This is a genomic window from Sphingosinicella sp. BN140058, from assembly GCF_004135585.1.
In the GTDB taxonomy this organism is placed as follows: Bacteria; Pseudomonadota; Alphaproteobacteria; order Sphingomonadales; family Sphingomonadaceae; genus Allosphingosinicella.
Window position 1 is genome coordinate 241,892 of record NZ_CP035502.1, and the last position, 21,198, is coordinate 263,089.

Consider the following 21,198-nt stretch of genomic DNA (forward strand, 5'->3'; position numbering starts at 1 on the left):
GCGCACCCACGGCCGCCGCAGAGCGGCCCGCCGGTCCCTTTGAGACGGAATCGATACGGTTCTTGGTGCGGGGCGATGGACCTCTCCCCACAACTTGCTCACAGGAAAAATCCGGCCGAGGGCTTGACCGTGGTTCGATTAGCAGGGAAAAACTAGGTAGTAACCGAAGGGTTTTCAGCCGAGAGTCTGATCGGGGGAGATGTGACGGCGCGCCAGTAACCCGTGCGCTTGTTGCTTGAGGGAGTAAATGTCTTGGTGGAAGCCCATTGCGCAACCCCGTTGTTGACGGACCGGGAGCTGGAAGTTCTTTGTCACGTCGCCACTGGTCTCAACATGAAGGAGATTGGGCAGGCGCTATGCATTTCCCCGAAGACGGCGCAGAAGCACGTCGACCATATGAAAATGAAGCTTCGAGCGAGAAACAAGGCAGCGCTCGTGGCGTGCGCTCTTGCGGACGGCACCATCAAGCGGGATGGATCCGGCCGGTTCTTGGTTGGGACTTCCTCTGATGAAGCGAGTGGTCTCGAGGTGACGCGGACGCGGTTCGCCGTGGCGGCGTAGATCGTAGGCCGCAGGAATGAAAAAGCCCCCGCGATGGCTCGCGGGGGCTTTCTTGTTTGGGGTGCGCCAGCGCGCCGCCGCTAGGCTGCCAAGGGCTTGCGGTCGGCAACGATCTGATTGAGCACGAAGAGAGCCCAGTTCTCAAGCGGAAGGCGATCGTCGCCCTCGATGGCATCCGCTTCCAGCATTTGCTCCGGCGTTTGCATGCGGACATTGGCCAAGGCGTCCTCGCATTCGAACTCCTTCTGAGCGAGGACCGCAAGGTCGAACTTCACAACGAATCCCAGGTGGACTGCGTCGACGGGCGACTTCTGGGAGTGGACGATGTGCGTGTACTTGAGCAGATCGGGGTGGCGATCGAGGAAGTCGGCCGGGAGCTGGATCTTGAGCTCCTCGCAGAGCTCACGAAGCGCAGCGATGGCAAGCGTCCGTTCGATGTCGATTGCGCCGGCGGGCCGGATCTGATCGCCGGTGAGCTCGGAAAGATCGATCGTATGCCCGGGCCGCGCAACCGCGTCCTCGACGTCTACGTGGCCGCCAACGCCCACGGAAATCTTCTTGTGAAGGCGAGCTTCACCGCCCTTCTTGGATCGAACGTACGAGAGCACCTGGTCGCCATCGACGCCTACGAGATATGGGATCAGCTGGATGTAGTCAGGGCTCTCCTCGAGGAGCGCGCGAGGGCCGACGACCGCTCCGGACGCGAAGAGGGCGGCTGCGGCTGCCGGCTCAAAGGCGCGAATGTCGAAGCCGAGGCCGATGGCGGCTGCGACCGCGGAAGCTGGCAGCGCGACGATGTGTTCGATTTTGTTCAAGGGGAGGCTCCGTTCTTAGGTGGGCGGCACGGCAGTCATCCAGTGGCCGCAGGCGCGGCGATCGGCGTAGCCGAGATCCTTTCATTCTGGCTCGATTGCACCGTGCGGTGCCAAGCCATTCTACTCTTTCCAATCAGGAGAGAACAGGATCTTTCGTGGGAGTTTTGCCGGGAGCCAGTTGCCAGAGAGCAGGCTGCATCCAGCGGCGGCGCTTGTGGATTGGGGACGCGCGTGGCCGCGCGAGCTGACGGAGGTGATGCTCCACCTCTTCGGGCGTGACGAAGGTAGGCCAAGCCCAGGCTTCCTCTGCTCCGAAGGCGATGAGCCAGTCCCCCAAAGCGTCTCCGATGCATCGGTTCTCAGCAGTCAGCTTGGCCGCGAGCTCCGCAGCGGTGAAGCCGGCCGGGGCAGTGGCGAGTTGCTGAACGAGGCGATTGTGCAACGGAGCGTCCCGTGCATCGACGAGGCTGGCTCTTACCCGGCGGCGGATACGGCAGAGGCGTTGAGCTTGCGTTTGCGCGATCTGCACGGTCTCTTTGTTCGCGGCAGGCGCGACGGCACGAGGCGTAAGAGTTCCCGTGTCGAGTACGCTGACGATCTTGCGAGAGGCTGTCGCGCAAGACGCCGCCAAGCGGCCGAGGTCGGCTGCGGACGCACCGGAAAGTATAATGCCTTCGACGATATCCAGTGCCGCAGCGGCCTCGCTCACCGCTACGCTGGCGAGTTTGCAGGAGGGACGGGGCTTCCAGTATCGCGGGAAAACCACATTGTCGGTGCCAGCGTGTGTCATTGCAGGTGGTAGTTGCCGCCTGTCGCGAGGACGAGACGTTCGGCATCGGTGATGCTCATGACGTACAGCGTCCGGACGCGAAGAACGAGGTCGAGGACGATATCGATCTGCGCGCGCGCGACAGAAGCGCGGACGGCGCTGGGAGTGGTGGGAGCCGGCGGCTCGCTCTGCAGCGCTCGGCGTTCCCAATCCTGGGCACGCTCCAGCATCTTCAAGGCTTCCATGTAGAGGAAGAAGACGCCTCGCTCCTCGCGAGACGGGTTAGCCGACGCCTGAGGCGGCGCTTCCCTGGTCGGTACAAGGAGCGGGAGTTTGGCGATCTGCGGAAGGACGGTGTTGATGTCCTCAGCATCGGACGCGAGCTGCTCCGCCAGCAGGCGATCGCCTGTGGCCTCGGCAGTGAGAGCGACTAGCTCGAGGCGCACCTTGAGAGTGGTCGCATTTTTGCGGAGACCCGCCACGGCCTGTTCAAGGTGCTGAAGCATAGGAAAACTTTCTCAGGGAAGCAGGAGTTGGTCAAGCGGCGCGCAGGAATTTTCCTCAGAACGTCCGACGCGGCTCGACTCTTCCACCTTGAACCTATCACGCAGCTCCGAACCGGCGCTCCAGAAAAGCAATGGCCTCACCGATCCGCTGCTCGGCAGCCTTGACGAGCCTCTCGCTGGTCAGCTTGAAGTAGAGACTCTCCGAAGGCTCGATCTCGCTCATCGCTTTCGTCGTGAGCAGGGCCCGCATGTTCCCATTTGGATGATAGCGGTAGCCGGTGCGGAGGTGGACCTGACAGTCTACGTATCGGTCAAGGATCGCTTCCTTGAGGAACTCGAGCTCTAGCTCATCCGCCAGGTCGATGGTGCGTAGCGGCGGGGAGTTGCCGGACATAGGGCCCTTAAAGTTGAATAGGGAAGTCGTCTGTCCGACGATCAAGGGCTTTTACAAAGCGGGTCTGCGCCTGCTTGTACGAGATCCTTGCCTTCAGCGCCTGCGCGACCGCCTTGTCCGCGAGGGCGTCGAACTTCTCGATCTCGATCTGCTTTCTGACGTAGCGGCGAAGCGCTTCGAGAGGAGCGCGGTTCTCCTCGATCGCCTCATCTGACCGTTTCAGGATCTGAACGAGCTGCGGGAGCACAGTCTTGGCCGGCACGTCTCGGCGCCCTTTCTCGTGATAACTGAAAGAGTCGTCGTGGAGGAGGCCAAGGGGCGTGTCTTCCGCAAAGTGGTGGCACACGGCCGTAAGCGCCATGCGCCACCCGTCCCGACGTTCGCCCACCAAATCGGTCTCATAGCGGAGGTTCATACTGGCTTTCCAGAAGTTGGGATAAACTCAGTCGTCGAGCTCGGTCGCGTCCAACGCGGCGACAAGCATGCGGTACGCGGCCGGCCGAGATATTTTCGCTTTGCGAGCTTGGGAAGCTGCGCGCTGGACCAGCGCCTCGAACTTTTCGACCTCGATGTGATGTTTGGCGTAATCGACGGCTTCCTGGAGGCCCCCGACGTACTTCGCGAGGAGGGGCGAGCTCCGGGCGTGAGCGAGAACCTCGCGTGCGCGCTTCAGGACGTCGACGGCGGGCACCTCCTCGCCGTCCGCCAGCCGCCAGAACACGGATCCTTCCGGCTGTTGCCAGCCGTAGATTGCGTCTCGCACGCGATTTCGACGGGGCCCATCGAATCCATCGTTGGCAAGGTCGAGATTCATGGGTGGACTCGCCTCATTGGACCATCGCGCCAACGACAAGAACGTTACCGACGCGATCGATACGCGGGTGGCGCTTCTCGTCGATAACGAAGCCGAAGCCGCTGGAGGTGTATTCGTTTGAAGGCACGAGGAAGCTGAGCGCCTGTGGCGTGTGGATGAAGCTGCGATCGCCACCGCGGGTGGCCAGGCACTCAACCTGTCCGGGATGCGCACGGGAGTTGATCGCGGACACGACGATGAGGTCGTCTGAGTGCTTTTGAAGGAAGAGAGCACGATCGCGTTCATGACTCTCGCCGGGTTTGATCGTTTGGCCGGTGACGATCTCCCACGCGTCCGGATACCAGCCCTTGAGAGTGCTCTCCGCCGATGAGCGTTCGTAACGGGTGAAGAGGTGCGGGAAGGTATAGGCTACGATCGCCCAGCAGCAGTCTTCCTCGTAGTGCCCGGAGGCGTTGCGCCACGCAGCGTGGATCTGAGCGTTGCGTTGAGCGTCAACGATGAAGCCACCGTGGCTGGGTGTGCCGACCAGCTCGATTCCCTGGTCGTAGCGCTTTCGGCTATCGGAGGAGCCCCACGGGGTGGAAATCTGCCGAGTAAGGGTCTTCCGATCCAGCTGCTCGACCTCGTCCAGATGATCGGAGAAGGTCTGTACCCGGAGCTCGAACTCCGCCAGCGATGCAACGTGGCGGTCGAAGCTGTCGAAAGTAGCAGCCGTGGACGCTTCGGGGTCGATAGCAGGGTACTTGGTGTAGATCGTGAAGCCCTCGCCGTTTCGGCGCGGCAGCAGCGCAAAGGTGAGGTAGCGAACGCGGATGGCCGGATGGCCGTCCGCGGTGCGGGAGATCGAAATCGGCATGGTCGAATGGCTCCTTGACGCGAATGCGGGCGTCAGCCCAGACGGTGAGAGGCGCGCACGTAGATGTCGCGGCGATCGGCGGTGAGCTGTCCTTCGTCGTCCACCGTGGCATTGATCACGAGATCGGCGGCGCCTGCGAGCGCGTCGATGAAGGCTTCACCCGGGCTGTTTGGATGCTCGCTTTCTGACCAGGGTACCTCGATGTTGACCTGGTGCCCGTACGGGGCGCCCACGAAGAAGTTGATCATGCTTCCGGGATCTCGGGCCGTGGCATGGTGGACGACCCGGAGGATGCGTCCTACGAGGAGGATCTTACGCATTGGCGGCCTCCGCGCAGCCGGTGCTCGGCGTCGTCGCTGCGCGTAAGACGCGCTGGTGGAGCTTGGGTCTGGTCATCTTTTCCTCCCTGAAGCATTGCGCTCCAGGGAGTGCCCTTCAGCCCTCGATGTGGGGGTTCACCGCACATAGGAGTGCTGTACCGGCTGATCCTTGCCAACGTCCGCTCAGCGGGTCTGGCCCGGACTGAACGGGACCGGGCTCAGCTTCGCCTTCTTAGCGCCACAGGCTGTGCAACGGAGGCGCCGCTCCGCCGCCTTGATGGTGAGTGAGAGTGGGAAGGCGTCCTGAACTTGCTCGGGAGTGACGAGGAGTTCATGATGGCAGGCAAGGCAGATAACTCGGCAGTTCGCCCGCGCCCGGGCAAAGCACATGGTCGTCTCGATTCGCCGGTTTCCCATCCAGAACGAATGAGGAACAACGCCGCCGATGTCCAGTCAGTGACGAGACCGGCGAGGGTCCACTAGCCACAAGCCGGGCTTTGCCGAGCCATGTAAGATCATCCGAGCGCTTCCGCGGGGTGCGCGGCCGGCGTAGACGTCAGTCCCTCTGGCGAGCGGCACGCATTCGGCTGCGCCGGCCGGAGGCTTCAACCGGCCGATTTGGTGCCGAGCAGATCCTCGGTGGCCGCGGCATCGAGGTGGCGCTTCTTCAAATCAACATGGCTCTTGATCGAATCCCGGAGGATCCGGAGGTCGCCCGTCCGCTCGATGAAGATGTCGAACTCGTCCACTGCCAGGGAGCCGTCCTCTCGGTGAGCGATGTTGAAGCGAACGAAGGTACGCGAGAGCACCATAGCAAGGGTGAGGTCGAGAGGGTGCCCATCGTCGCCTTCGAACGAGAAGTCTTCGACGAGCGTCAACTCGGTGCCAGGCGCCATAGCGGCGAGCGCTTTGAGGCAGCGGTCGATCTTGGCTCCCACGGCGCGCTGAGTGTTTCCCGGTAACGCTTGGTTGCCGGAGACGAAGTCCGAGAGAGAGGCGGCGATCCTGCCATGCGGAAAGCTGTGAACCGCCTCGGCTTCGCGATCATTCGCAGCGTCCCGAGGCAAGTGCTGGCTGGTCATTCCTGTGCTTTCGAATGATGGGTGACGGTGTTCTCGCCGAACGGATGGATCGGGGCAAGAGCGGGTTTCTCACGCGGCGAGGGCGGTCTCGACTTGGCACGAGGCCCAGAGAGCGTCGAACTCTGGGGTCGTGCTGCGATCGAGCCGCCGCCAGCAATCCCAGGGATCGAAGTTGACGATCGGAATGGTATGGTACCGCAGCCGGAGGAGGGCAGGGGCAAAAAGGCCGATCGAGCGATGTTCGAACTGCCCGAGCTCGGGCGAGTCGTTCACGTCTGCGATCTCAATGGCGTCCCAGCGGCGGCTGGCCGCAAGTGACCGGAAGATCGGTGTTTGCATCCACTGACGGCCGGAGAGGCCGCCTTCTGCAGTGCTCGCCAAATCGAACACTCGAAGATCGCGCGGCCGTTCGAGGATGAAGAGCCGTCCTGGCTCTTTGTGGTGCGCCGGCTGGATTTCGATGAAATTGCCCCGGTCCGCGGTCTTGACCCAGTTGCAGGCTTCGGGTGCCGTGCTGTAGCCCAAGGCTTGCATGAACGCGGACGCATCGCGCCAAGTCGGGTGGCCGGGGAGCACGCGCCAGGATAACAGGCGCCCCGTCTGGTCACGCTTCGCGTCGAGGGCGAGCTCGTCGAAGCCAAGCTCGCGGAAGATGATCTGGTTGATCGGACCGTCGGGAAGCAGCTTCTCGTCGAGGCGATAATCCATGGGAGCCCACCAGGCCGTGGTGCAGCCGACGTCTGGGCAGTAGCTCTGTGCGACGCATGGATCGTCGCAGGTCCACCGCAAAGCCTCCCAACCACTGGCTTTCAGCGGCCCAGCGAATGTCTCCAAGGTGCCGTGGAACAGCAACTGGTCACACGCGGATCGCGGATCGGGCGCGGCTGCCATGATATCGGCGAGCCAAAGAGGCACTTCGGCGGACGACGTTGATGGCTGCATCTTTTCCTCCTGCGGGACGATCCGCAAGGGAAGCCTCGAGGACCTTCCCTTCACTCGGCTGGTAGGAGCCCCGACGGCAGCTCGGAGACTCGACCGCGCCGTTGCTCGTGGCGCTGCCCGCAGCTGGAGCACGTCCAGCCTCCACGAATAAGCTCGAAGAGGCTTGGCCACCGCTGGTTCAACAGCGTGCGTGCGCAGCCGTTGCATGGCGCGCGGCGACGGCGCCGTTTCCCATTGAGCTCCTTAGCTTTCGAGATCATCTGCACGGGCAGGCGGGTGAGGGCGCGATACATCTTGAGCTCCGGCGGGGTTGGCCCGAGGATAGACGCGCAGGCGGCTGTGAGTCTAGGAAGTTTGCTGGATCTTTAGCGCCCGGGTGTGGCGGCCTGTGGAAACTACGTAGATTGTTGTTTACATCGTCGGCTGTCGCTGGAACAATCTAACGCGCTTCTGCTTTGCAACGATATAGAGAGGCGTCAATGAGCGAAAAGACGATGGAAGCAGCGCCGGTGGCGCAGCCAGCATCGAGCGGGATGGAACCTTTCCTTATCCAGCCGGCTTGGGTTCAGGAAGAACGAGATGAGGCTCGCAAAGCTCGCGCAATTAAGGAGCTAGGGGAGCGAAAGGGTTAGCCTATCATAGGTGAAAATCCAGCGGCCCGCCCGGCCGACCGGAGAAATTAACGGTTGATCGCCTGTCCACCTGGGAATAGTACGCGGTCACCGGAGCTTGCGAGGCGAGTGGGCTTTGTTCTCCGTATCATGAAATCTGCCGTTATTTCAGCGGGTTGACCTTGCGCGTGGGGCGCGTCAGTGGGAGCGCATGATGAGTTCAGTGACGCAAGAGGAATTGGATCGTCTGCTGCTTGGGCTCGGGCACTCCGCGATGGAAATTGGGGCGGATTTCTCTGTCCGGCGCCTGAACGAGTTGGCTCTGAAGTGGGACGGCCGATCTGCATCGGAGATCCTCGGGCAGAAGCTTATCGCTGTTTGGCCGGATATCAGCCGGGGGAAGATTGGCGATGCTGTTCGCGAGGTGATGCGCTCGCGTGTGGGGCAAACGGTGCAGGCGACTTGGAAAGGGTCCGCTGGCAGGGCGCTGGATGTGGAAACCGCCGTTGTACCGTGGAGCGATGGCCTGCTGCTCGTGTCGAAAGACGTGAGCAAGCGGGTGCGAGCTGAGCGGGCTCTTGAACAAGCGTCCGACCGATACCGGTTGGCGACGCTTGCGGTGGAGGACATGATCTACCAGTGGGACATCGCGGCGGATAGGCTCGTCTGGGCAGATCGAGCGCTGTCGTTTCTTGGGTTGCCGCTTGAGGAGAGGGCGACGACGCTCGATTGGTTTGTGGAGCGGATCCACCCGGAGGATCGAAATCGGGTAGCCACGAGCCTTAGGGAGGCACTGAGCGGGCCCGGTGCTGTTTGGACGTGCGACTACCGTCTCAGGCGGGGCGATGGTCAATGGGCGCAGATCAGCGAGAAATGCTTCTTCCTTCGGGAGGCAGACGGTGTCGCGTCCTCCGGGGTTGGAGCCCTGACGGACGTGACCGGTCGCCGTGAAGCGGAAGAGGAGGTGGCCCGTCTTCAGTCCGAGCTTGTGCATGTCGCAAGACTGTCTGCGATGGGCACGATGGCCTCCACCCTGGCGCACGAGATGAATCAGCCGCTGACAGCGATCATGAACTATCTCGGCATGTCGAGGCAGATGCTCGACAAGGGGGACCCCGCGAATGTGCCGAGCGTCAGGGAGGGGGTTGGTCTCGCGATGGAATCTGCAGAGCGTGCTGGCGAGATCATCCGGCGGCTGCGGCGAATGGTGATGAAGGGAAGGGTGTCCGTCGAGACGTTCTCGGTTGCCACCGCGGTCAAGGAGGCAGTTGAGTTCGGCTTGCTCGGGCAGCGGTCAATTCACGCAGTGCAGGAGGTGGATGCCGACCTCAAGATCGAGGGAGACCCAGTTCAGCTGCAGCAGGTCCTGGTCAATCTGGTCAGGAACGCGGCCGAAGCTATGAATGGACAGGAAGATGGTTCGATTCTGGTCAGGGCTACGAGCAGGGAGAAAATTGCCCGTATTGAGGTGGTAGACAACGGGCCGGGCATCGCACCCGAGAAGAAGGCGCGGCTCTTCGAGCCGTTCACCTCGACAAAGGATACGGGGATGGGCATCGGGCTTCCGATCAGCCGCACGATAATCGAGGCGCACGGCGGGCAGATCTGGGCTGAGTCTGGGGTTGTTCGGGGGACCCGCTTCATCATCGATATACCAAAGTTGGCGAATAAGCGGCGACAAGCCCCCGCCGTGCGTTGATCGGCTGAGCCGTTGGGGGACGGCGGAGGACCGCCAGCCTGAGGCTTCGCCGGCAATGAAAGAACAAATGATCGTAGCTTTCGAGAACGACCGGTTGGTGGAGCTGGTTGAACATCTGCGTCTCGCGGTTGTGGTGATTGCTCCGGATTTCAAGATCGGATGGGCGAGCAAGGCTGCGGCTGCCATGGACGGCCGCACTGCAGATGTCTTGGTGGGCCGCTCTGTCTGGGAGGTATGGCCTGATCTTGACGCCCTGGAACTGGGCGCTGCCGCCAAGCAGGTGATGAAAGCGCGGGAGCCTCGAAGCGTTCGCCTCCGGTTTGCAAACTTGGCGGAGGAGCGGCGGTGGGCAATCACCCGGGTAGAGCCGTGGGGCGAGGGAATAGCCTTCATCACCCGCGAGGTGACTGCCCAATCGATAGCTCAGACCGAACTCGATGATCTGCGGTCGAAACATCGGCTGCTCACCCAGGCCGCGGAAGAGGTCCTTTGGGAATGGGACGTAGATGCGGACCGGCTGGTTTGGAGTCCTGCCGGACAGACGTTCTTCGGGGAGGACATCCCAGACGGAGTGCCGATCCGGTGGTGGCTTGATCGCATTCACCCCGACGATCGCGCCCGAGTCTGGTCGGGCGCGCAGGAAGCCCTTAGCGTCGGAGGCGGCGTCTGGGTCAAAGAATACCGTGTGCTCGCTGCGGCCGGTCGCTACGCGAGGGTCAGGACGAGGGCATATCCCACCGCAGAGGAAGCTGGGCGTCCAACACGCCTCTTAGGAGCGTTGATCGACCTGAGTGCGGCGCACCAGGCGGCGGAAGAGCTGCGGAGGCTTCAGGCCGAGCTCGTCCAGATGTCTCGCATCAGCGCGATGGGGACCATGGCGTCGACCCTGGCTCATGAGCTGAACCAGCCGTTGACGGCGGCCCGGAATTTCATAGGCGGGCTCGAGCGGGCTATGGCGGCCAAGGAACTCGACCGGGAGCTTCTTGCCGAGGGCGTCCAACACGCCAAGCTTAGCATCGATCGCGCCGGAGAGATCATTCGGAGTCTTCGCAGATCGATCGATAACCGGACGGCGCCGAGCGGTGTCGTCGATCTCAGAACCGTCTGTGACGACGCGTTGGCGATGGTGCTACTGGGGGTCGACAAGGCCTCGTTGGCGATAACTCTGCAAGTGCCAAGGGGTTTGTTGGTGGTTGGAGATGCCGTCCAGCTGCAGCACGTGTTTATCAACTTGCTGCGCAACGCCGTCGAGGCGATGCACGCGTCGGATATGAAGGACCTAGGTCTGCGAGCGTCCGACGCCGGCGCGGCAGTCCGGGTCGAGATCTCCGATCGGGGACCTGGGATACCGGCCGCCGAGCGTAACCGGCTCTTCGAACCGGTTGCATCATTGAAAGAACGTGGGCTCGGAATAGGCTTGTCGATCAGCCGGACCATTGTCGAAAAGCATGGCGGCAAGATCTGGGTCGAAGATCGGAAGGACGGCGGAACGCGCTTCATCGTGCAGCTCAAGAAAGTCGACTAGAACCGAGCCCCTGCAGATCGTTACGCCTGCTAAACATAATCCTTATTATCACACTTTTTTGTTTGTTGTAAATGACTTAACGGGCGTCCGCGAGTGACGCAGCGCCGGTGGCAAGGCCCACTGTTGCCTAGAATGCCGCCTCGCTTCTTCCACAGGCGCGATGATCTCTTGGCCGCTGCATGACACCTTCGCAGCGCGTCTTCGTTGAGCGTGCTTATGGAGCCGCGAGCCGATACCTGGTTGATGGAGATCGCCGCTCTCCAACTGTTGCCAATGTGCGAATTGGAGGCCCTGAAGCGAGACGCTTTGGTCCGACGATCGCTAGAGGACGTAGCCCGCGCTATCGCCGCCATCGAGGCTAAGATGGCGACCAGGCATTGAAGAGAGATCTCCAAAGGGCGAGACCGGCGGACAAATCCGGACCTCGGCCGCATAGGTGATGACGAGATTTCCGGTCCTGTGCCGTGGAATAGAAACCGTCCCGGCCGTATCGATGGGGCGTCGATTTGGGGACGACGTGATGAACTGCAGCATTGATTCGAAGTGGACTGAGCCCGGTTCAGAGGCATCAGCCACGCGGCCGTCTGTGAGCGCCGCCAGAGAGGCGCTGCGGCGGGATATATCGATCTGGCTGGCTAGATCCTACCCACCCTCGGGCAGTCCGGCGGCGGAGATTGCTCGTCAGCCGCGGTCAGCCTGTCTGGAACCAGCTTAGCGTTGCTTTCGTGACTGCCGGCGTCCGGTTGAGGCGGTGCATGCACCGCGCCGCCTCGTCACGTGGCGTGGTCGGAGGCCTGCCCGATCTCGGTTGGGATGGCGATACGGATGCCGTCCATCGAGAGACCGGAGATGAATGCCCCTGCCGCAGTAGAGGCTAGGCCGTAGCGCCACCCTGGATCGGCCTCGTAGAAGGCTGTCTTCATGACATGAAGGTGGAAAGCGTCCCCCTGCCCCCTGGGCAACTCCTCGGCGACCGCAGCGAGCTCGGTGTGGATCGCCACGAGGGTGAGCGCGAGCCTCTCCCGCGGCGCGGGATCGAACAGGGTCATGCATTCCGCTCGCGATGCGCTTTCCCGGAGCGTATCGCTCATCAGCGGGTTGCGCTTGTGGCTGGTGCGGATGCTATCGGCGACTGATTGGAGGTGGGCGTAAGCATCATTGGCTGCCGTAGTGAAGTGGGCTGCTGCAGTCGCGAGTACCGACGCGAGGATCGCGACGCGCATTGTCACCTGCTCGAATCGCAAACCGGAGAGTGCATTTGCGAGGAGCTCCTCGACCGCTCCGGCGGTGAGTGGGTGGAGACCCGAGGTCGGAGGAAGCTCAGCGCCGAGGAGCCCCTGCCGGGCGCGAACGCGCAGCTCGTCGACCTTGCCAGCGAGCTCGGTGGCAGGGATGCGCTCAATGGCATTGACGTGCGCCATTATACAAGGACAGTGGGGCTTCTCGTGAAAGCAGCTTCGCCCTGCCTCCATTGCCGCACGGTAGAAAGCGGGCACGTCTGCCATGTTGGCAGTCGGGATCATGCCCCAGAAGTTCATGAGGCCAAGGTTCATGAACGCGACTGCATTCGGGAAAATCCTGGATGCCCGTAGGTAGTGAGCGTACGCGATATCCGGCATCTTGAGCTGGTATTGGTAGAGTAGCCCATCGTTCACCAACGCTCGTGAGACAATGTCTCGGACGTAGGTTTCCCGTTTAGGAAACGGGGAAGCAGCCTCTTCGGCATCTAGACGCGCGAGCCCAAGCTTCACGGCACGACTGTAGAGCCGGCTTACAAGGCGCCTACGGTCCGGACGCGCAGCGCGGATGCCGGTGCCCAGGATGTTGCCGAGGGTGAAGCTTGCGTCCGGATCGTATCGGGCCGCCTCATGGAACCGGAGAAGCGCACGCCACTTCGGCTCCCCACCGTGGTGGAAGTAGATGTTGGCGATTTGTCCGTTCGCGAATGCGCGCACTTCGAGGTGGTTGCGAGCGAGGGCATCCTCAGGGGTCGGTGCGTACATGTGAGGCTCGCGTGATGGCCCGTCGATCTTGCCCCGAGGCGGTGACTTTGTCGAGGTCGGGCTAAAGCGATTAGGATTTTGTGCCCTGGTGCGGACCGCCAAGGCCGAATGGCTCATGCGGCGGCGGCGTCACCGTCGGCGATGGCGCATCAGGGCTCCTCCCCTGAGGCGCCTAGTTCGGGTTCCGCACACAGATCCCCGTCGTTTCGCGAAGCGGGGCTCCGCTAAGTGTCATGCCGCCGCTTCGAAATCGCCCGGACTTCCTGTCGATGATGAGCGTCGAAACCGCCTGGTCCCACTTTCCAGCACCAATTGGCAAGCGAAACGAGTAGGAGGCCACCAGCACGTTGTCGTCGTCCTGCGCGATCACGTGCTCGTGGCCCACCTCATCGCGGATGTGCGTTCTGAAGACGCCGAACTGGACAGTTTCGGTGTCGGGCTCGCCCGAGGCTGTACTCGTACAGCGCCATCGTTCGTGTGCGAGGCCGAACTCTCGCCGTGCCGCTTGATCGATGATCGCCTGGTCCGATTGGTCGCCCCCGAGGTGCGCCATCGACGAGAACGGTGCACTGGTCGCGGCGATGCTGAGGAGAATTCGGCGCGTTCTCATCATCGGCAATCCTTAGGCTCACGTGAGCGGAAAGCGGGCGGTGTTTGTGGTTGGCAAAAGACCCAACGGTGGTCGCATTCCAGCCGGTGTCCATCCGCGTCACCATGCTTGGCCTATTGCCTCATTGCGTCGCGCACAACCCTTTCAGCCGGCGCAGGTCATCCAAGAGCTGCGCGGTGGCGGGGCATGTCTCCCGGTCATGCCGGTGAACGCCGCGGCGCGGGAAGAAGGTGGTCTGCCGTTCGTTCGTCACTGCGGTGCAGGACGAGAGAGGCTGTACACCGTTGCGGTAGGCAAGTGGGAAGAGCAGCTCAGGCACGGCTACGGTTGGGGCTCGCCTCGCGGGTGAGGGAGCTTTCCGGCAGCAACCTTGGCCCAGAAGCCTCGTGGTGGGTTGGCGATGTGCCGCGAGCGAGCTGCCTTGTGGACAGCGACATCGCTGACGTCGAATTGGCGGGCCACATGGACGGTGGGCATGCTCCAGAGCAGGCGCCGGAGCTCGTCGTCCGAGACGCTGTGCCACGCGGAGAAGTCCTTGATCGGCGAATAGCCAGCTTTTAGCCGGTGATCGTTAACCAGTGCTAAGCGGGCGGCGTGGGCGGCCTGCTCTGTCTCCCGTTCTCTGGCCCGCAGTGCCAGCCATTCATGATGCTGTTGCCTAGCGCGTTCCGCGTCCGCGGCGGCGGCGGCGCGCGCCGCTGTCTCGGCCGCGAGTTCCCGAGCCTCTGTCGTCTTCATTGCCCTGCGGATCGGGGCCGGGAGAGCGTCGACGAGATCGAACACCACGGCTGAGTAGGCGCGAAACGTCGCTGCGTGCTCCGCCGCGAAGAATTGTGCGGCCGCCTCGGCGCTCTGAAGATGGATCTTCGGATCGCGAACCCCGATTGGAAGAACCTCATTATGCCAAGCCAGCCAGGGCGAGCGACCGACGAGTTGGTGACAGGCTCGGGTAAGGCTTTCGTGGTCAGGGTAGCTTAGGAGGTCAGATCGGCTTGATCTCTTCGTTGTTCGGAAGCGAGGGTGGAGAGACGCGAGAGTAAGGAGGGCGCAATTTTGCGCTGCGTCGCCATCGGTTCGCGTGAGGCGCGAGACCGTGGCCTGCTCGCCCGTGCTTCGTGGGATCTCCGGATCGAGATGGGCGTCAGTGAGCCACTGCCCTTCGACCGCTCTGTTGAGAGCGACTAAGTTCTCGCGGACCCGTGACCGAGCCCACCAGACGGCGGGGGGAGTGCCCGGGTATCCGGCTAGGAGAGTGGAGACAGGAACGAGGGTCGTCAGGCGAGCCGGATTGAGGCGGCGCCGCTGCATCTCAGCGACCCACGCGCCTAGGTATGTTGACCAGGCTATGGTTGCTCGTGCCCGCTGGACGGATCTCTGCATGGCCGCAGCTTAGCACAATTGGAGACCATGCGGCACCTTCGTAGCCGTGGCGCTCGCCCACTTTCTGCTGGGCACCTGCGGCAAGGCGCCCGACGTCCTTGGCGCGGTGGACGGAAGTGCTGCTTCTATGGGCGAGCCCAATCGTAAGGATCTTGCGGAGCATTGTCTTCTATCCAGAGGGCGCGAAGGTATCGGTGCATCAGGAGCCGATCGGCTTTGGGCGCTCGATAGAGGAGCCCGAGCGGCCCCGGCAGGTCTCGCATGTCTGTAGAAGGATCGACAGGTAGGCTTGGGCGACCTTCGAGCTCGGCGACACCATCCCGGCTGTGATCCGGCCAGAGCCGGTCGTCATAGGCGATCGCTGCGATTGCGGAGGCGTAGTCGCCCGTTGCTCGCCGCGCTTCCCCATAGTCCCTAGAGCGCTTTGGAGAATGTCGATCCGAGCGAATAAATCTCGCCCGCTCTCGGCTCAGGACAGCGATACCAATTCGGTGGCCGCCCCACATCTCGGGATCGAAGCGAACGCCCTGCGGCACGTGCTCGAGTGCGGCGAGGGTTTCGACGCCGTCCCAGGTCTCGTATCCGGCGAGAGCGAGGCCCATGACGAGCCGGTGGAGAAAGACGCTTCCGCTTAACCACTCGTCGTAGGCGGTGAGGAGGTTTGCTCGGAGCAGGATCTCCGCCTGGCGACCAGTGATGACCCTCCCCTCCGGCGCGCTCCAGCCGCTCTTGGTCTTTGAGAAAAGCGGAGCATCCATTACGAGCTCGTCAGTGATGCGCAGAATTGGTTTCAGGGCGGCCTGAATGTCTGCGTCGAGTGATGCGTAGGCGCGCGCACCTCCAAGGTCGAGTTCCCATTCGATCCGCGAGGTGACCGGCACGTCCGGCTTCGGCCGAAGGATCACCGGAGGTTCCAACGTCACGAGAAGGCGGTCGAAATCGAGGCCATGACGCGCGGCTGCCGAGCGGCCGGCGTCGATTGCATCGGGAGTGGCGGGGTCGGTCGGTTTCCAGCGTATCGACGACTTCGTGATTTGAGCGAATCCCATCAGAGGCACACCGAAGCGCCGGCGGGCGCCGATCGCTTGAGGCGAGCCAGATTCGTTCCACGTCAGCATCGGCCGCATCGTCAGAGCGGCCACAAACGCTGCGAGATCTGGGCTAATGCCACGGATCCGCGGCGAGGCACCTGGTCGCGTTGAGATGCTGAGAGGGGACCTGTTTCCGTCCGGTCGCAGGGCGATATCGATCCCTGACTGGTGATAGCGGGCATGCAACCCTGCCAGGATGGCGATCGCGTCCTGCCAGCGGTCATCGGCATCGTCGGGGGGGCCAAAGTGGGCGTAGAACCCGGGAGGGGTGAAGCGAAGGTGATCGCGGCGAAGATCGTTCCAGCCGAGGGTGTCAAGGCAATCGAGGAGGGCTTTGACCCAGGATTCTGGTCCGCGATGCCATGCGCGTTCTGAAAAAAAGTGTTCGTGGATGGCGAGGCCGAGCGGGTTGCCGCAAGGACCATGTACGGCATAACGATGGTGCCCGCCGTCGTGGTCGATCGAGAGGACCGATCGGTCTGCTAACGCAAAATGGCGATCGAGCGGGTAGCCATCCTTGATAGGCTCCGCTTCAGCGAAGTCGATGGATCCGAGCCGCGCTACGAGGCTTTGAGCCAAGGCAAGCGCAGCATCGGGCTCGAAGTTGAGTTGCTCGGTCATCCTCTCGCCTTATTGCTTCGAGGGGGGCTGCTGCAGGATCGACCAGCGTCATGACCCTCTCACCGTTGTTATCGGAGGATAGCCGTCGCGGATAATCGCGCAAGCAAGTCTTCGAAAGCTATCCCGAAGAAGGCCTATGGATCGCCTGTGTGGATGGAGGCGGCGTGCGCGAGGAGGACCTTCTCCGAACTGTCCAGTCGAGTGAGCGTGCCAGATGAGGTGGGTGCCGCTTGGGCGGCCGACGCACGGTCCGAGCCGGATAGAGTCGGTCCTGCGGCGAGGCGTCCAAGCGCTCGGCCCATGCATAGTCCTCCGAGCCGGCGCCGGATCGTCGCCCAGGAAGACGTCACACTATCAGGCGAGCTGCATCAGCTGTGAAGGAAAGGGTTGAGCGAGTGCGCATGCGCCGGCAACGTCACCGTCGAGCCAGGTCTCGTAATCCTCAGGCTGGAGCATGACCGGCATTGCTTTCGGGTGTATTGGGCTGACGAGAATGTTGGGCTCGCATGTCAAGAACGCGTAGGCTCGGCTTCCGTCATCGAGGGGCCTCCAGATACCGGCGAAGGAGAAGATCTGCGATGCTGCGACGTTGAACCAGCGATCTCGTTTCGCCCCCTTCTCCCCTTCCCATTCGCAGAACGAGGTGACTGGCACGAGGCATCGGCGGTCAGGCTTTGACAAGGCCGAACGCCAGAACGGGCTGGCGAGGTTTCGGACGTTGGTCACGGGAGCGGCCTTGGGGCGGCGGCGGGAAGCCCCAGACCATCCTATCGAGTTCGAGGAGCCCAGATCCGCTGCGTCGTACCACGACCCCTTCCCTCTTCGGGAAGAGCTCGGGCTGGGGCCAGTCGAAGTCGGGCGGGACGATGACGCCGTAGTGTGTGGCTAGCTCCGCGTCTTTGACGCTCATCCTATAACGATTGCACATTAGGGCTCCTCCCCTGGATTGCGCACGCGGATGAATTGAGGACCCGTGGCTTTGCCCTCCACGATGCGTTCTAGCCGGCGGCGAAAGCGTTCCCATTCGTCCGGTGGGAAGAAGATTCGGGCCTCACCCTGTGTCATGACGACGGATCCGTCTTCGAATTCCTCGATTTCGGGAGGTGAGTCTTGCATGCTGGCCGTCTCAAAGCTTTGGACGTCGCTGAGGTCAAGAGCGGTGAACCAATCGGCCGCCGCGGAGGAAGAGCACGTTTCTGACCTTCAAGGTTCATCGCAGGGCTGCTGGACGAGGCCGGAGATGCTGGGCAATGTGGCTCAGCAAAGGAGCGTGCGTGGGCGAACTGGCAACGACTTGGACCGAAGGCGAGCTGTTCCTCGAATGGCTGATCGGGGAAGGATATGTTCGCCTCGAGCTCGCGTCCGATGATCAATGGATCGGTATCCGTCCCCTGCTCTTCCACTGGAGCATGCATCTTGGGCTAGTCGGCGACACGATGGGGTATAACGATCGCTGGTGCTATCAAGATGAGGCAGCAGCGCGCGCAGCGCTCGCTGAGTGGAAGTCGCGTGGTTTCAAAGGGGAGCCAGAGGGATGGCATCGCCATCCTCTAAGCGGGAGACGAAGGCCAGAGGGTCGCGTAGAGTTGGAGTATGTGGCGAGGTGACGCGCGGAGTTCGGCCTCACAGGCCGAGGAGTAGGACGTCGACCAGGCGGTGGGCGCCGGCGAGCAAAAGGCAGGAAGGCTCTGGGGGCTACATGGTGAGCGACAAAGTCTGGAACGCGGCCAAGGCGAAGGCCGACGCGGAAGTACCGCCGCCGCTTCCCGAGCCGATCTGGGCTGGCATACAGACTGGCATCATATGCGTTTCAACGATCGCGGTATTCATTGCCCTGCGGTGGGTGGCTCCGCTTGAGGTGGCTTGGTGCGGGACTGCAGCGGCTGGTGCCGCGGTGGCTTGGTTCGAGGCGCGAGACAAGGCGAAGCGACACAGCAAGGCTATGGCTCACTGGGTGAATCTCTATCGGGACGACCCTAGGCTTTGATGCCGGGCGCAGCGGCCGGGCGCAGCCGGGTCAGAGGGCAAGGGCCATTTGGCTTTGCTGGGCGCGCTCAGCTTCCTTGTCGACGAGATTGGAGATAGAAATACCAACAAGACGCAGCGGGCGGCTCAACGGGAGCAGCGAGTCGAGCAGCTCCTCGACGATGGTGCCGAGCAAGAGCCGATCGGACATCGGCTGGCTGAGGGTCCTCGATCGGGTCACCAGTTCGAAGTCGCGGTATTTGGCCTTGAGCGTCACGGTCCGGCCGTCGCGGCCGATGCGGGCGCGGTCCTCCCAGAGATGGTCAGCGATGTCGGACAGCTCGGCCAGGAGCTTCCCTCGATCGCCAATGTCCTGCTCGAAGGTGTTTTCTGCTCCGTACGACTTACGAGTTCGGTCGGGACGCACCGGCCGGTTGTCCTCGCCGTGCGCGATCGCGTGATAATAGGCGGCGGATTTGCCGAAGTGCCGCTGCAGCTGATCGAAGGGGAACGACCGAAGGTCTCGGCCGAACCGAATGCCAAGCTCGGTCATTCGGGCTGCCGTGGCGGGGCCGATGCCGTGGAAACGAGACACCTCGAGGTCGGCGACAAGAGCCTCTCCCCTCCCCGGCCTTATGATGGTCATGCCGTTCGGCTTCTTATAGCCTGACCCCAGCTTCGCGAGGAACTTGTTGTAGGATACGCCAGCGGAAGCGGTAAGCCCAGTCTCGTTGAAGATGGCCGCGCGAATGTCGTTCGCGACATCTGTCGCGGTCGGCAAGCCTTGGATGTTCTCGGTTACGTCGAGATAGGCCTCGTCGAGGGACAGCGGCTCGATCAAAGGGGTGTGCCGCGCACAGATTGATCGGATTTGGCGCGAGACTTCGCGATAGACGTCGAAGCGAGGAGGAACGATCAGCAACTCAGCACAGCGCTGTTTGGCCGCCATGGTGGGCAGGGCGGATCTGATCCCGAATTCCCTTGCCTCGTAGCTTGCGGCGGCGACAACGCTCCGGGGGGAAGCGCCCGCGACGACCAGCGGCTTGCCCCGCAGGCATGGATCATCGCGCTGCTCCACAGACGCGAAAAAGGCGTCCATGTCGACGTGGATAATTTTGCGACATCCGGCGGCTGACATACGGGCAGATTAGCGTGATTGAGGGCTAGCACAAAGCGCGAACATGTGGCGGACACTTGATCAAAAGCGGTAATGGTGATCGTATCGTAGTCGTGTCGGCAGCGAGGGGGTGCCCGTTGAAAGATGACGATGACGACGGCGAAGAGCCGTTTGACCTGGAATCAATCTTCAGCGTTCTCGCACGACTCCCTCGGCCGGAGACCCGCATGGCGCGCGCCGCTGTATTGGGCTGTCTCGCTGGAGCGGACTTGATGAGCCGGGCCGGTGCAACCGGTAGGCTTGCGGACCGCGTCGCAACGCTGGGCCGCTACGTAACGTCGACGAACGAGGGTTGGGCCGCCCATTGGCAACGTTACGGTTTGGCGATGGCCGGCCAGGTCACGGAGCCGCTTGAATGGGCGCGGGCGATCCAATCGATCGAGGCGACCGAAATGGCGCGGGAGGAAGCTCTCGAGTTCGCTGCGGATGCTGTAGCGACACGAGCCAGTGGGAGCAGCTTCGACGAAGTGTACATGGCGGTAGCGCTGGTTGATGCGCTCTTTGAGCGGGATCGCGCAGAGCTACTTCTGCTTGAGAGCGCAATGAACGATCTCAATGAGCTCGCAGGGTCTGCACTCATCGAGCCAAGATACGTGATCACCTATATGTCTGCTTCGTCTCCGTTCGACTCGGCGATGTGGTACTTCATCAAGGGCCAGCTCAAGGAGCCCAACATAGCCAGCGGTGAGAGATACTCGATACAAGCGTATCGTGCGATGCTCGCTTGGCGCCTCGACAATCTTGCTCTGCTTGCTCATCGATCGGGCATTATCTGCTCGTCGACCAGAGCCTGGGAGACGGCGCGGACGTCTCTCGGGATCAACCAAACGTCTGATCGTGTGAGCCGCGCAGCGCGAGAGGCGAGTAGTAAGGGAGCCGGGCCCTCGCTTCTGAGGGATTTCGACGCTGATATGGAGCCTCTCAGCCACATCTCAACGGACGACGTGCATGAGGGTCTGAAGAGCTGGATCGAGTTCTCTAACGAGATGAATGACGATGTCTTCGAGACCGTGATGCGAACGAGGTTCCACGTGCTTGTCTGAGGTACGCCGGATGTCGTCGGCAGCGACAAAACGGTCCGACTGCGGATGGCCGCGGGGTAGAGCCGGCATCGGCAGACACCGCCGGCGGCCTCACTGCCGAGTTAGGCGCGGCACCGGGGTCATGGTCGCTTGCCCCCGCTGACCGCAGGTGAGACAACGCAGGCGCGAGCGGGCTGCGTCGAGAGGTGCATCTTCGCGGAAGCGGGCTAGGATCTGATTGGCAGGGATGTTGATCGTCCTGCCGCACGGGCAGACTATCCTCATGTCGGCCCGTGAAGCAGCCCAGCTCTTCAGAGTGTCGTTGTTTGGATCCAGCACTTCGATGACGGCCTCCGTAGCGCAGCTACCTCACGATCCCTGGCGACGCACGCGGGCCGAAGAAAGCACGCCCAGTTTAGGCCTTCGTGATCGCCG

Annotated in this window: 22 protein-coding genes; 6 read left to right on the top strand and 16 right to left on the bottom strand. The window is 62.4% G+C overall.

Annotation, left to right across the window (positions count from 1 at the left end):
- Positions 1-255: 255 nt before the first annotated feature.
- Positions 256-561 (top strand): response regulator transcription factor, encoded by a 306-nt coding sequence (locus ETR14_RS27460; protein ID WP_243455982.1) that lies wholly within the window; start codon positions 256-258, stop codon positions 559-561.
- 80 nt (positions 562-641) lie between these two features.
- On the opposite strand, the gene ETR14_RS27465 is transcribed toward ETR14_RS27460, so the two are convergent.
- From ETR14_RS27465 to ETR14_RS27510, 10 genes are all read right to left on the bottom strand, one after another.
- Positions 642-1,376: an NUDIX domain-containing protein gene (locus tag ETR14_RS27465; protein WP_129393234.1), complete on the bottom strand. Its 735-nt coding sequence runs from the start codon at positions 1,374-1,376 to the stop codon at positions 642-644.
- Between the two features lie 133 nt (positions 1,377-1,509).
- Complete coding sequence (locus tag ETR14_RS27470; RefSeq protein WP_129393237.1) at positions 1,510-2,085, bottom strand: hypothetical protein; 576 nt, start codon at positions 2,083-2,085, stop codon at positions 1,510-1,512.
- Positions 2,086-2,162: 77 nt separating this feature from the next.
- The gene (locus ETR14_RS27475) at positions 2,163-2,651 is read right to left on the bottom strand and encodes a hypothetical protein (RefSeq protein WP_129393240.1); all 489 of its coding nucleotides are present in this window, start codon (positions 2,649-2,651) and stop codon (positions 2,163-2,165) included.
- Between the two features lie 97 nt (positions 2,652-2,748).
- A complete protein-coding gene (locus tag ETR14_RS27480) occupies positions 2,749-3,045 on the bottom strand; it encodes a hypothetical protein (protein WP_129393243.1) in 297 nt (98 codons plus the stop codon).
- Positions 3,046-3,052: 7 nt separating this feature from the next.
- The gene (locus ETR14_RS27485) at positions 3,053-3,460 is read right to left on the bottom strand and encodes a hypothetical protein (RefSeq protein WP_129393246.1); all 408 of its coding nucleotides are present in this window, start codon (positions 3,458-3,460) and stop codon (positions 3,053-3,055) included.
- Positions 3,461-3,487: 27 nt separating this feature from the next.
- Positions 3,488-3,766 (bottom strand): hypothetical protein, encoded by a 279-nt coding sequence (locus tag ETR14_RS27490; RefSeq protein WP_129393249.1) that lies wholly within the window; start codon positions 3,764-3,766, stop codon positions 3,488-3,490.
- A gap of 106 nt (positions 3,767-3,872) precedes the next feature.
- A complete protein-coding gene (locus tag ETR14_RS27495; protein ID WP_129393252.1) occupies positions 3,873-4,715 on the bottom strand; it encodes a hypothetical protein in 843 nt (280 codons plus the stop codon).
- A 32-nt stretch (positions 4,716-4,747) separates the two neighbouring features.
- Positions 4,748-5,035 carry a hypothetical protein gene (locus ETR14_RS27500; RefSeq protein WP_129393254.1) on the bottom strand — a complete coding sequence of 96 codons (288 nt, stop codon included), beginning with the start codon at positions 5,033-5,035 and terminating at the stop codon, positions 4,748-4,750.
- Positions 5,036-5,640: 605 nt separating this feature from the next.
- Complete coding sequence (locus tag ETR14_RS27505) at positions 5,641-6,117, bottom strand: hypothetical protein (RefSeq protein WP_129393257.1); 477 nt, start codon at positions 6,115-6,117, stop codon at positions 5,641-5,643.
- 69 nt (positions 6,118-6,186) lie between these two features.
- A complete protein-coding gene (locus tag ETR14_RS27510) occupies positions 6,187-7,086 on the bottom strand; it encodes a hypothetical protein (RefSeq protein WP_129393260.1) in 900 nt (299 codons plus the stop codon).
- Positions 7,087-7,881: 795 nt separating this feature from the next.
- Here ETR14_RS27510 and ETR14_RS27515 point away from each other — a divergent pair.
- Positions 7,882-9,369 (top strand): ATP-binding protein, encoded by a 1,488-nt coding sequence (locus tag ETR14_RS27515; RefSeq protein WP_129393263.1) that lies wholly within the window; start codon positions 7,882-7,884, stop codon positions 9,367-9,369.
- A 67-nt stretch (positions 9,370-9,436) separates the two neighbouring features.
- Positions 9,437-10,894: an ATP-binding protein gene (locus tag ETR14_RS27520; RefSeq protein WP_165356679.1), complete on the top strand. Its 1,458-nt coding sequence runs from the start codon at positions 9,437-9,439 to the stop codon at positions 10,892-10,894.
- A 773-nt stretch (positions 10,895-11,667) separates the two neighbouring features.
- Here ETR14_RS27520 and ETR14_RS27525 read toward each other — a convergent pair.
- From ETR14_RS27525 to ETR14_RS27545, 5 genes are all read right to left on the bottom strand, one after another.
- On the bottom strand, positions 11,668-13,014 hold the full coding sequence (locus ETR14_RS27525) for a hypothetical protein (protein WP_129393269.1): 1,347 nt from the start codon (positions 13,012-13,014) through the stop codon (positions 11,668-11,670).
- 55 nt (positions 13,015-13,069) lie between these two features.
- The gene (locus tag ETR14_RS27530) at positions 13,070-13,510 is read right to left on the bottom strand and encodes a hypothetical protein (protein ID WP_129393271.1); all 441 of its coding nucleotides are present in this window, start codon (positions 13,508-13,510) and stop codon (positions 13,070-13,072) included.
- 318 nt (positions 13,511-13,828) lie between these two features.
- Positions 13,829-14,293: a hypothetical protein gene (locus ETR14_RS27535; RefSeq protein ID WP_165356680.1), complete on the bottom strand. Its 465-nt coding sequence runs from the start codon at positions 14,291-14,293 to the stop codon at positions 13,829-13,831.
- 719 nt (positions 14,294-15,012) lie between these two features.
- Positions 15,013-16,599: a hypothetical protein gene (locus ETR14_RS27540; RefSeq protein WP_129393277.1), complete on the bottom strand. Its 1,587-nt coding sequence runs from the start codon at positions 16,597-16,599 to the stop codon at positions 15,013-15,015.
- Positions 16,600-16,953: 354 nt separating this feature from the next.
- Positions 16,954-17,325, bottom strand: coding sequence for an SOS response-associated peptidase family protein (locus ETR14_RS27545; RefSeq protein ID WP_165356681.1), 372 nt, complete (start codon positions 17,323-17,325; stop codon positions 16,954-16,956).
- A gap of 548 nt (positions 17,326-17,873) precedes the next feature.
- Here ETR14_RS27545 and ETR14_RS28685 point away from each other — a divergent pair.
- Both ETR14_RS28685 and ETR14_RS27550 read left to right on the top strand, forming a co-directional pair.
- Positions 17,874-18,206, top strand: a complete 333-nt coding sequence (locus tag ETR14_RS28685) for a hypothetical protein (RefSeq protein ID WP_165356682.1) — start codon at positions 17,874-17,876, stop codon at positions 18,204-18,206.
- 92 nt (positions 18,207-18,298) lie between these two features.
- Positions 18,299-18,586, top strand: coding sequence for a hypothetical protein (locus ETR14_RS27550; RefSeq protein WP_129393283.1), 288 nt, complete (start codon positions 18,299-18,301; stop codon positions 18,584-18,586).
- A 30-nt stretch (positions 18,587-18,616) separates the two neighbouring features.
- On the opposite strand, the gene dinB is transcribed toward ETR14_RS27550, so the two are convergent.
- Positions 18,617-19,702: a DNA polymerase IV gene (gene dinB, locus ETR14_RS27555; RefSeq protein ID WP_129393286.1), complete on the bottom strand. Its 1,086-nt coding sequence runs from the start codon at positions 19,700-19,702 to the stop codon at positions 18,617-18,619.
- 116 nt (positions 19,703-19,818) lie between these two features.
- Between dinB and ETR14_RS27560 the strand changes: the two genes are divergently transcribed.
- Entirely contained in the window at positions 19,819-20,784 is a 966-nt protein-coding gene (locus ETR14_RS27560) for a hypothetical protein (RefSeq protein ID WP_129393288.1), read from the top strand.
- Positions 20,785-21,198 lie beyond the last annotated feature (414 nt).

Bases quoted from the DNA above. Each gene is read 5' to 3' on its own strand.
- ETR14_RS27550 (WP_129393283.1), top strand. From the start codon at position 18,299: ATGGTGAGCGACAAAGTCTGGAACGCGGCCAAGGCGAAGGCCGACGCG.
- ETR14_RS27525 (WP_129393269.1), bottom strand. From the start codon at position 13,014: ATGAGCCATTCGGCCTTGGCGGTCCGCACCAGGGCACAAAATCCTAAT.
- ETR14_RS27480 (WP_129393243.1), bottom strand. From the start codon at position 3,045: ATGTCCGGCAACTCCCCGCCGCTACGCACCATCGACCTGGCGGATGAG.
- ETR14_RS27520 (WP_165356679.1), top strand. From the start codon at position 9,437: ATGATCGTAGCTTTCGAGAACGACCGGTTGGTGGAGCTGGTTGAACAT.
- ETR14_RS27475 (WP_129393240.1), bottom strand. From the start codon at position 2,651: ATGCTTCAGCACCTTGAACAGGCCGTGGCGGGTCTCCGCAAAAATGCG.
- ETR14_RS27495 (WP_129393252.1), bottom strand. From the start codon at position 4,715: ATGCCGATTTCGATCTCCCGCACCGCGGACGGCCATCCGGCCATCCGC.
- ETR14_RS27515 (WP_129393263.1), top strand. From the start codon at position 7,882: ATGATGAGTTCAGTGACGCAAGAGGAATTGGATCGTCTGCTGCTTGGG.
- ETR14_RS27505 (WP_129393257.1), bottom strand. From the start codon at position 6,117: ATGACCAGCCAGCACTTGCCTCGGGACGCTGCGAATGATCGCGAAGCC.
- ETR14_RS27540 (WP_129393277.1), bottom strand. From the start codon at position 16,599: ATGACCGAGCAACTCAACTTCGAGCCCGATGCTGCGCTTGCCTTGGCT.
- ETR14_RS27500 (WP_129393254.1), bottom strand. From the start codon at position 5,035: ATGCGTAAGATCCTCCTCGTAGGACGCATCCTCCGGGTCGTCCACCAT.
- dinB (WP_129393286.1), bottom strand. From the start codon at position 19,702: ATGTCAGCCGCCGGATGTCGCAAAATTATCCACGTCGACATGGACGCC.
- ETR14_RS27485 (WP_129393246.1), bottom strand. From the start codon at position 3,460: ATGAACCTCCGCTATGAGACCGATTTGGTGGGCGAACGTCGGGACGGG.
- ETR14_RS27530 (WP_129393271.1), bottom strand. From the start codon at position 13,510: ATGATGAGAACGCGCCGAATTCTCCTCAGCATCGCCGCGACCAGTGCA.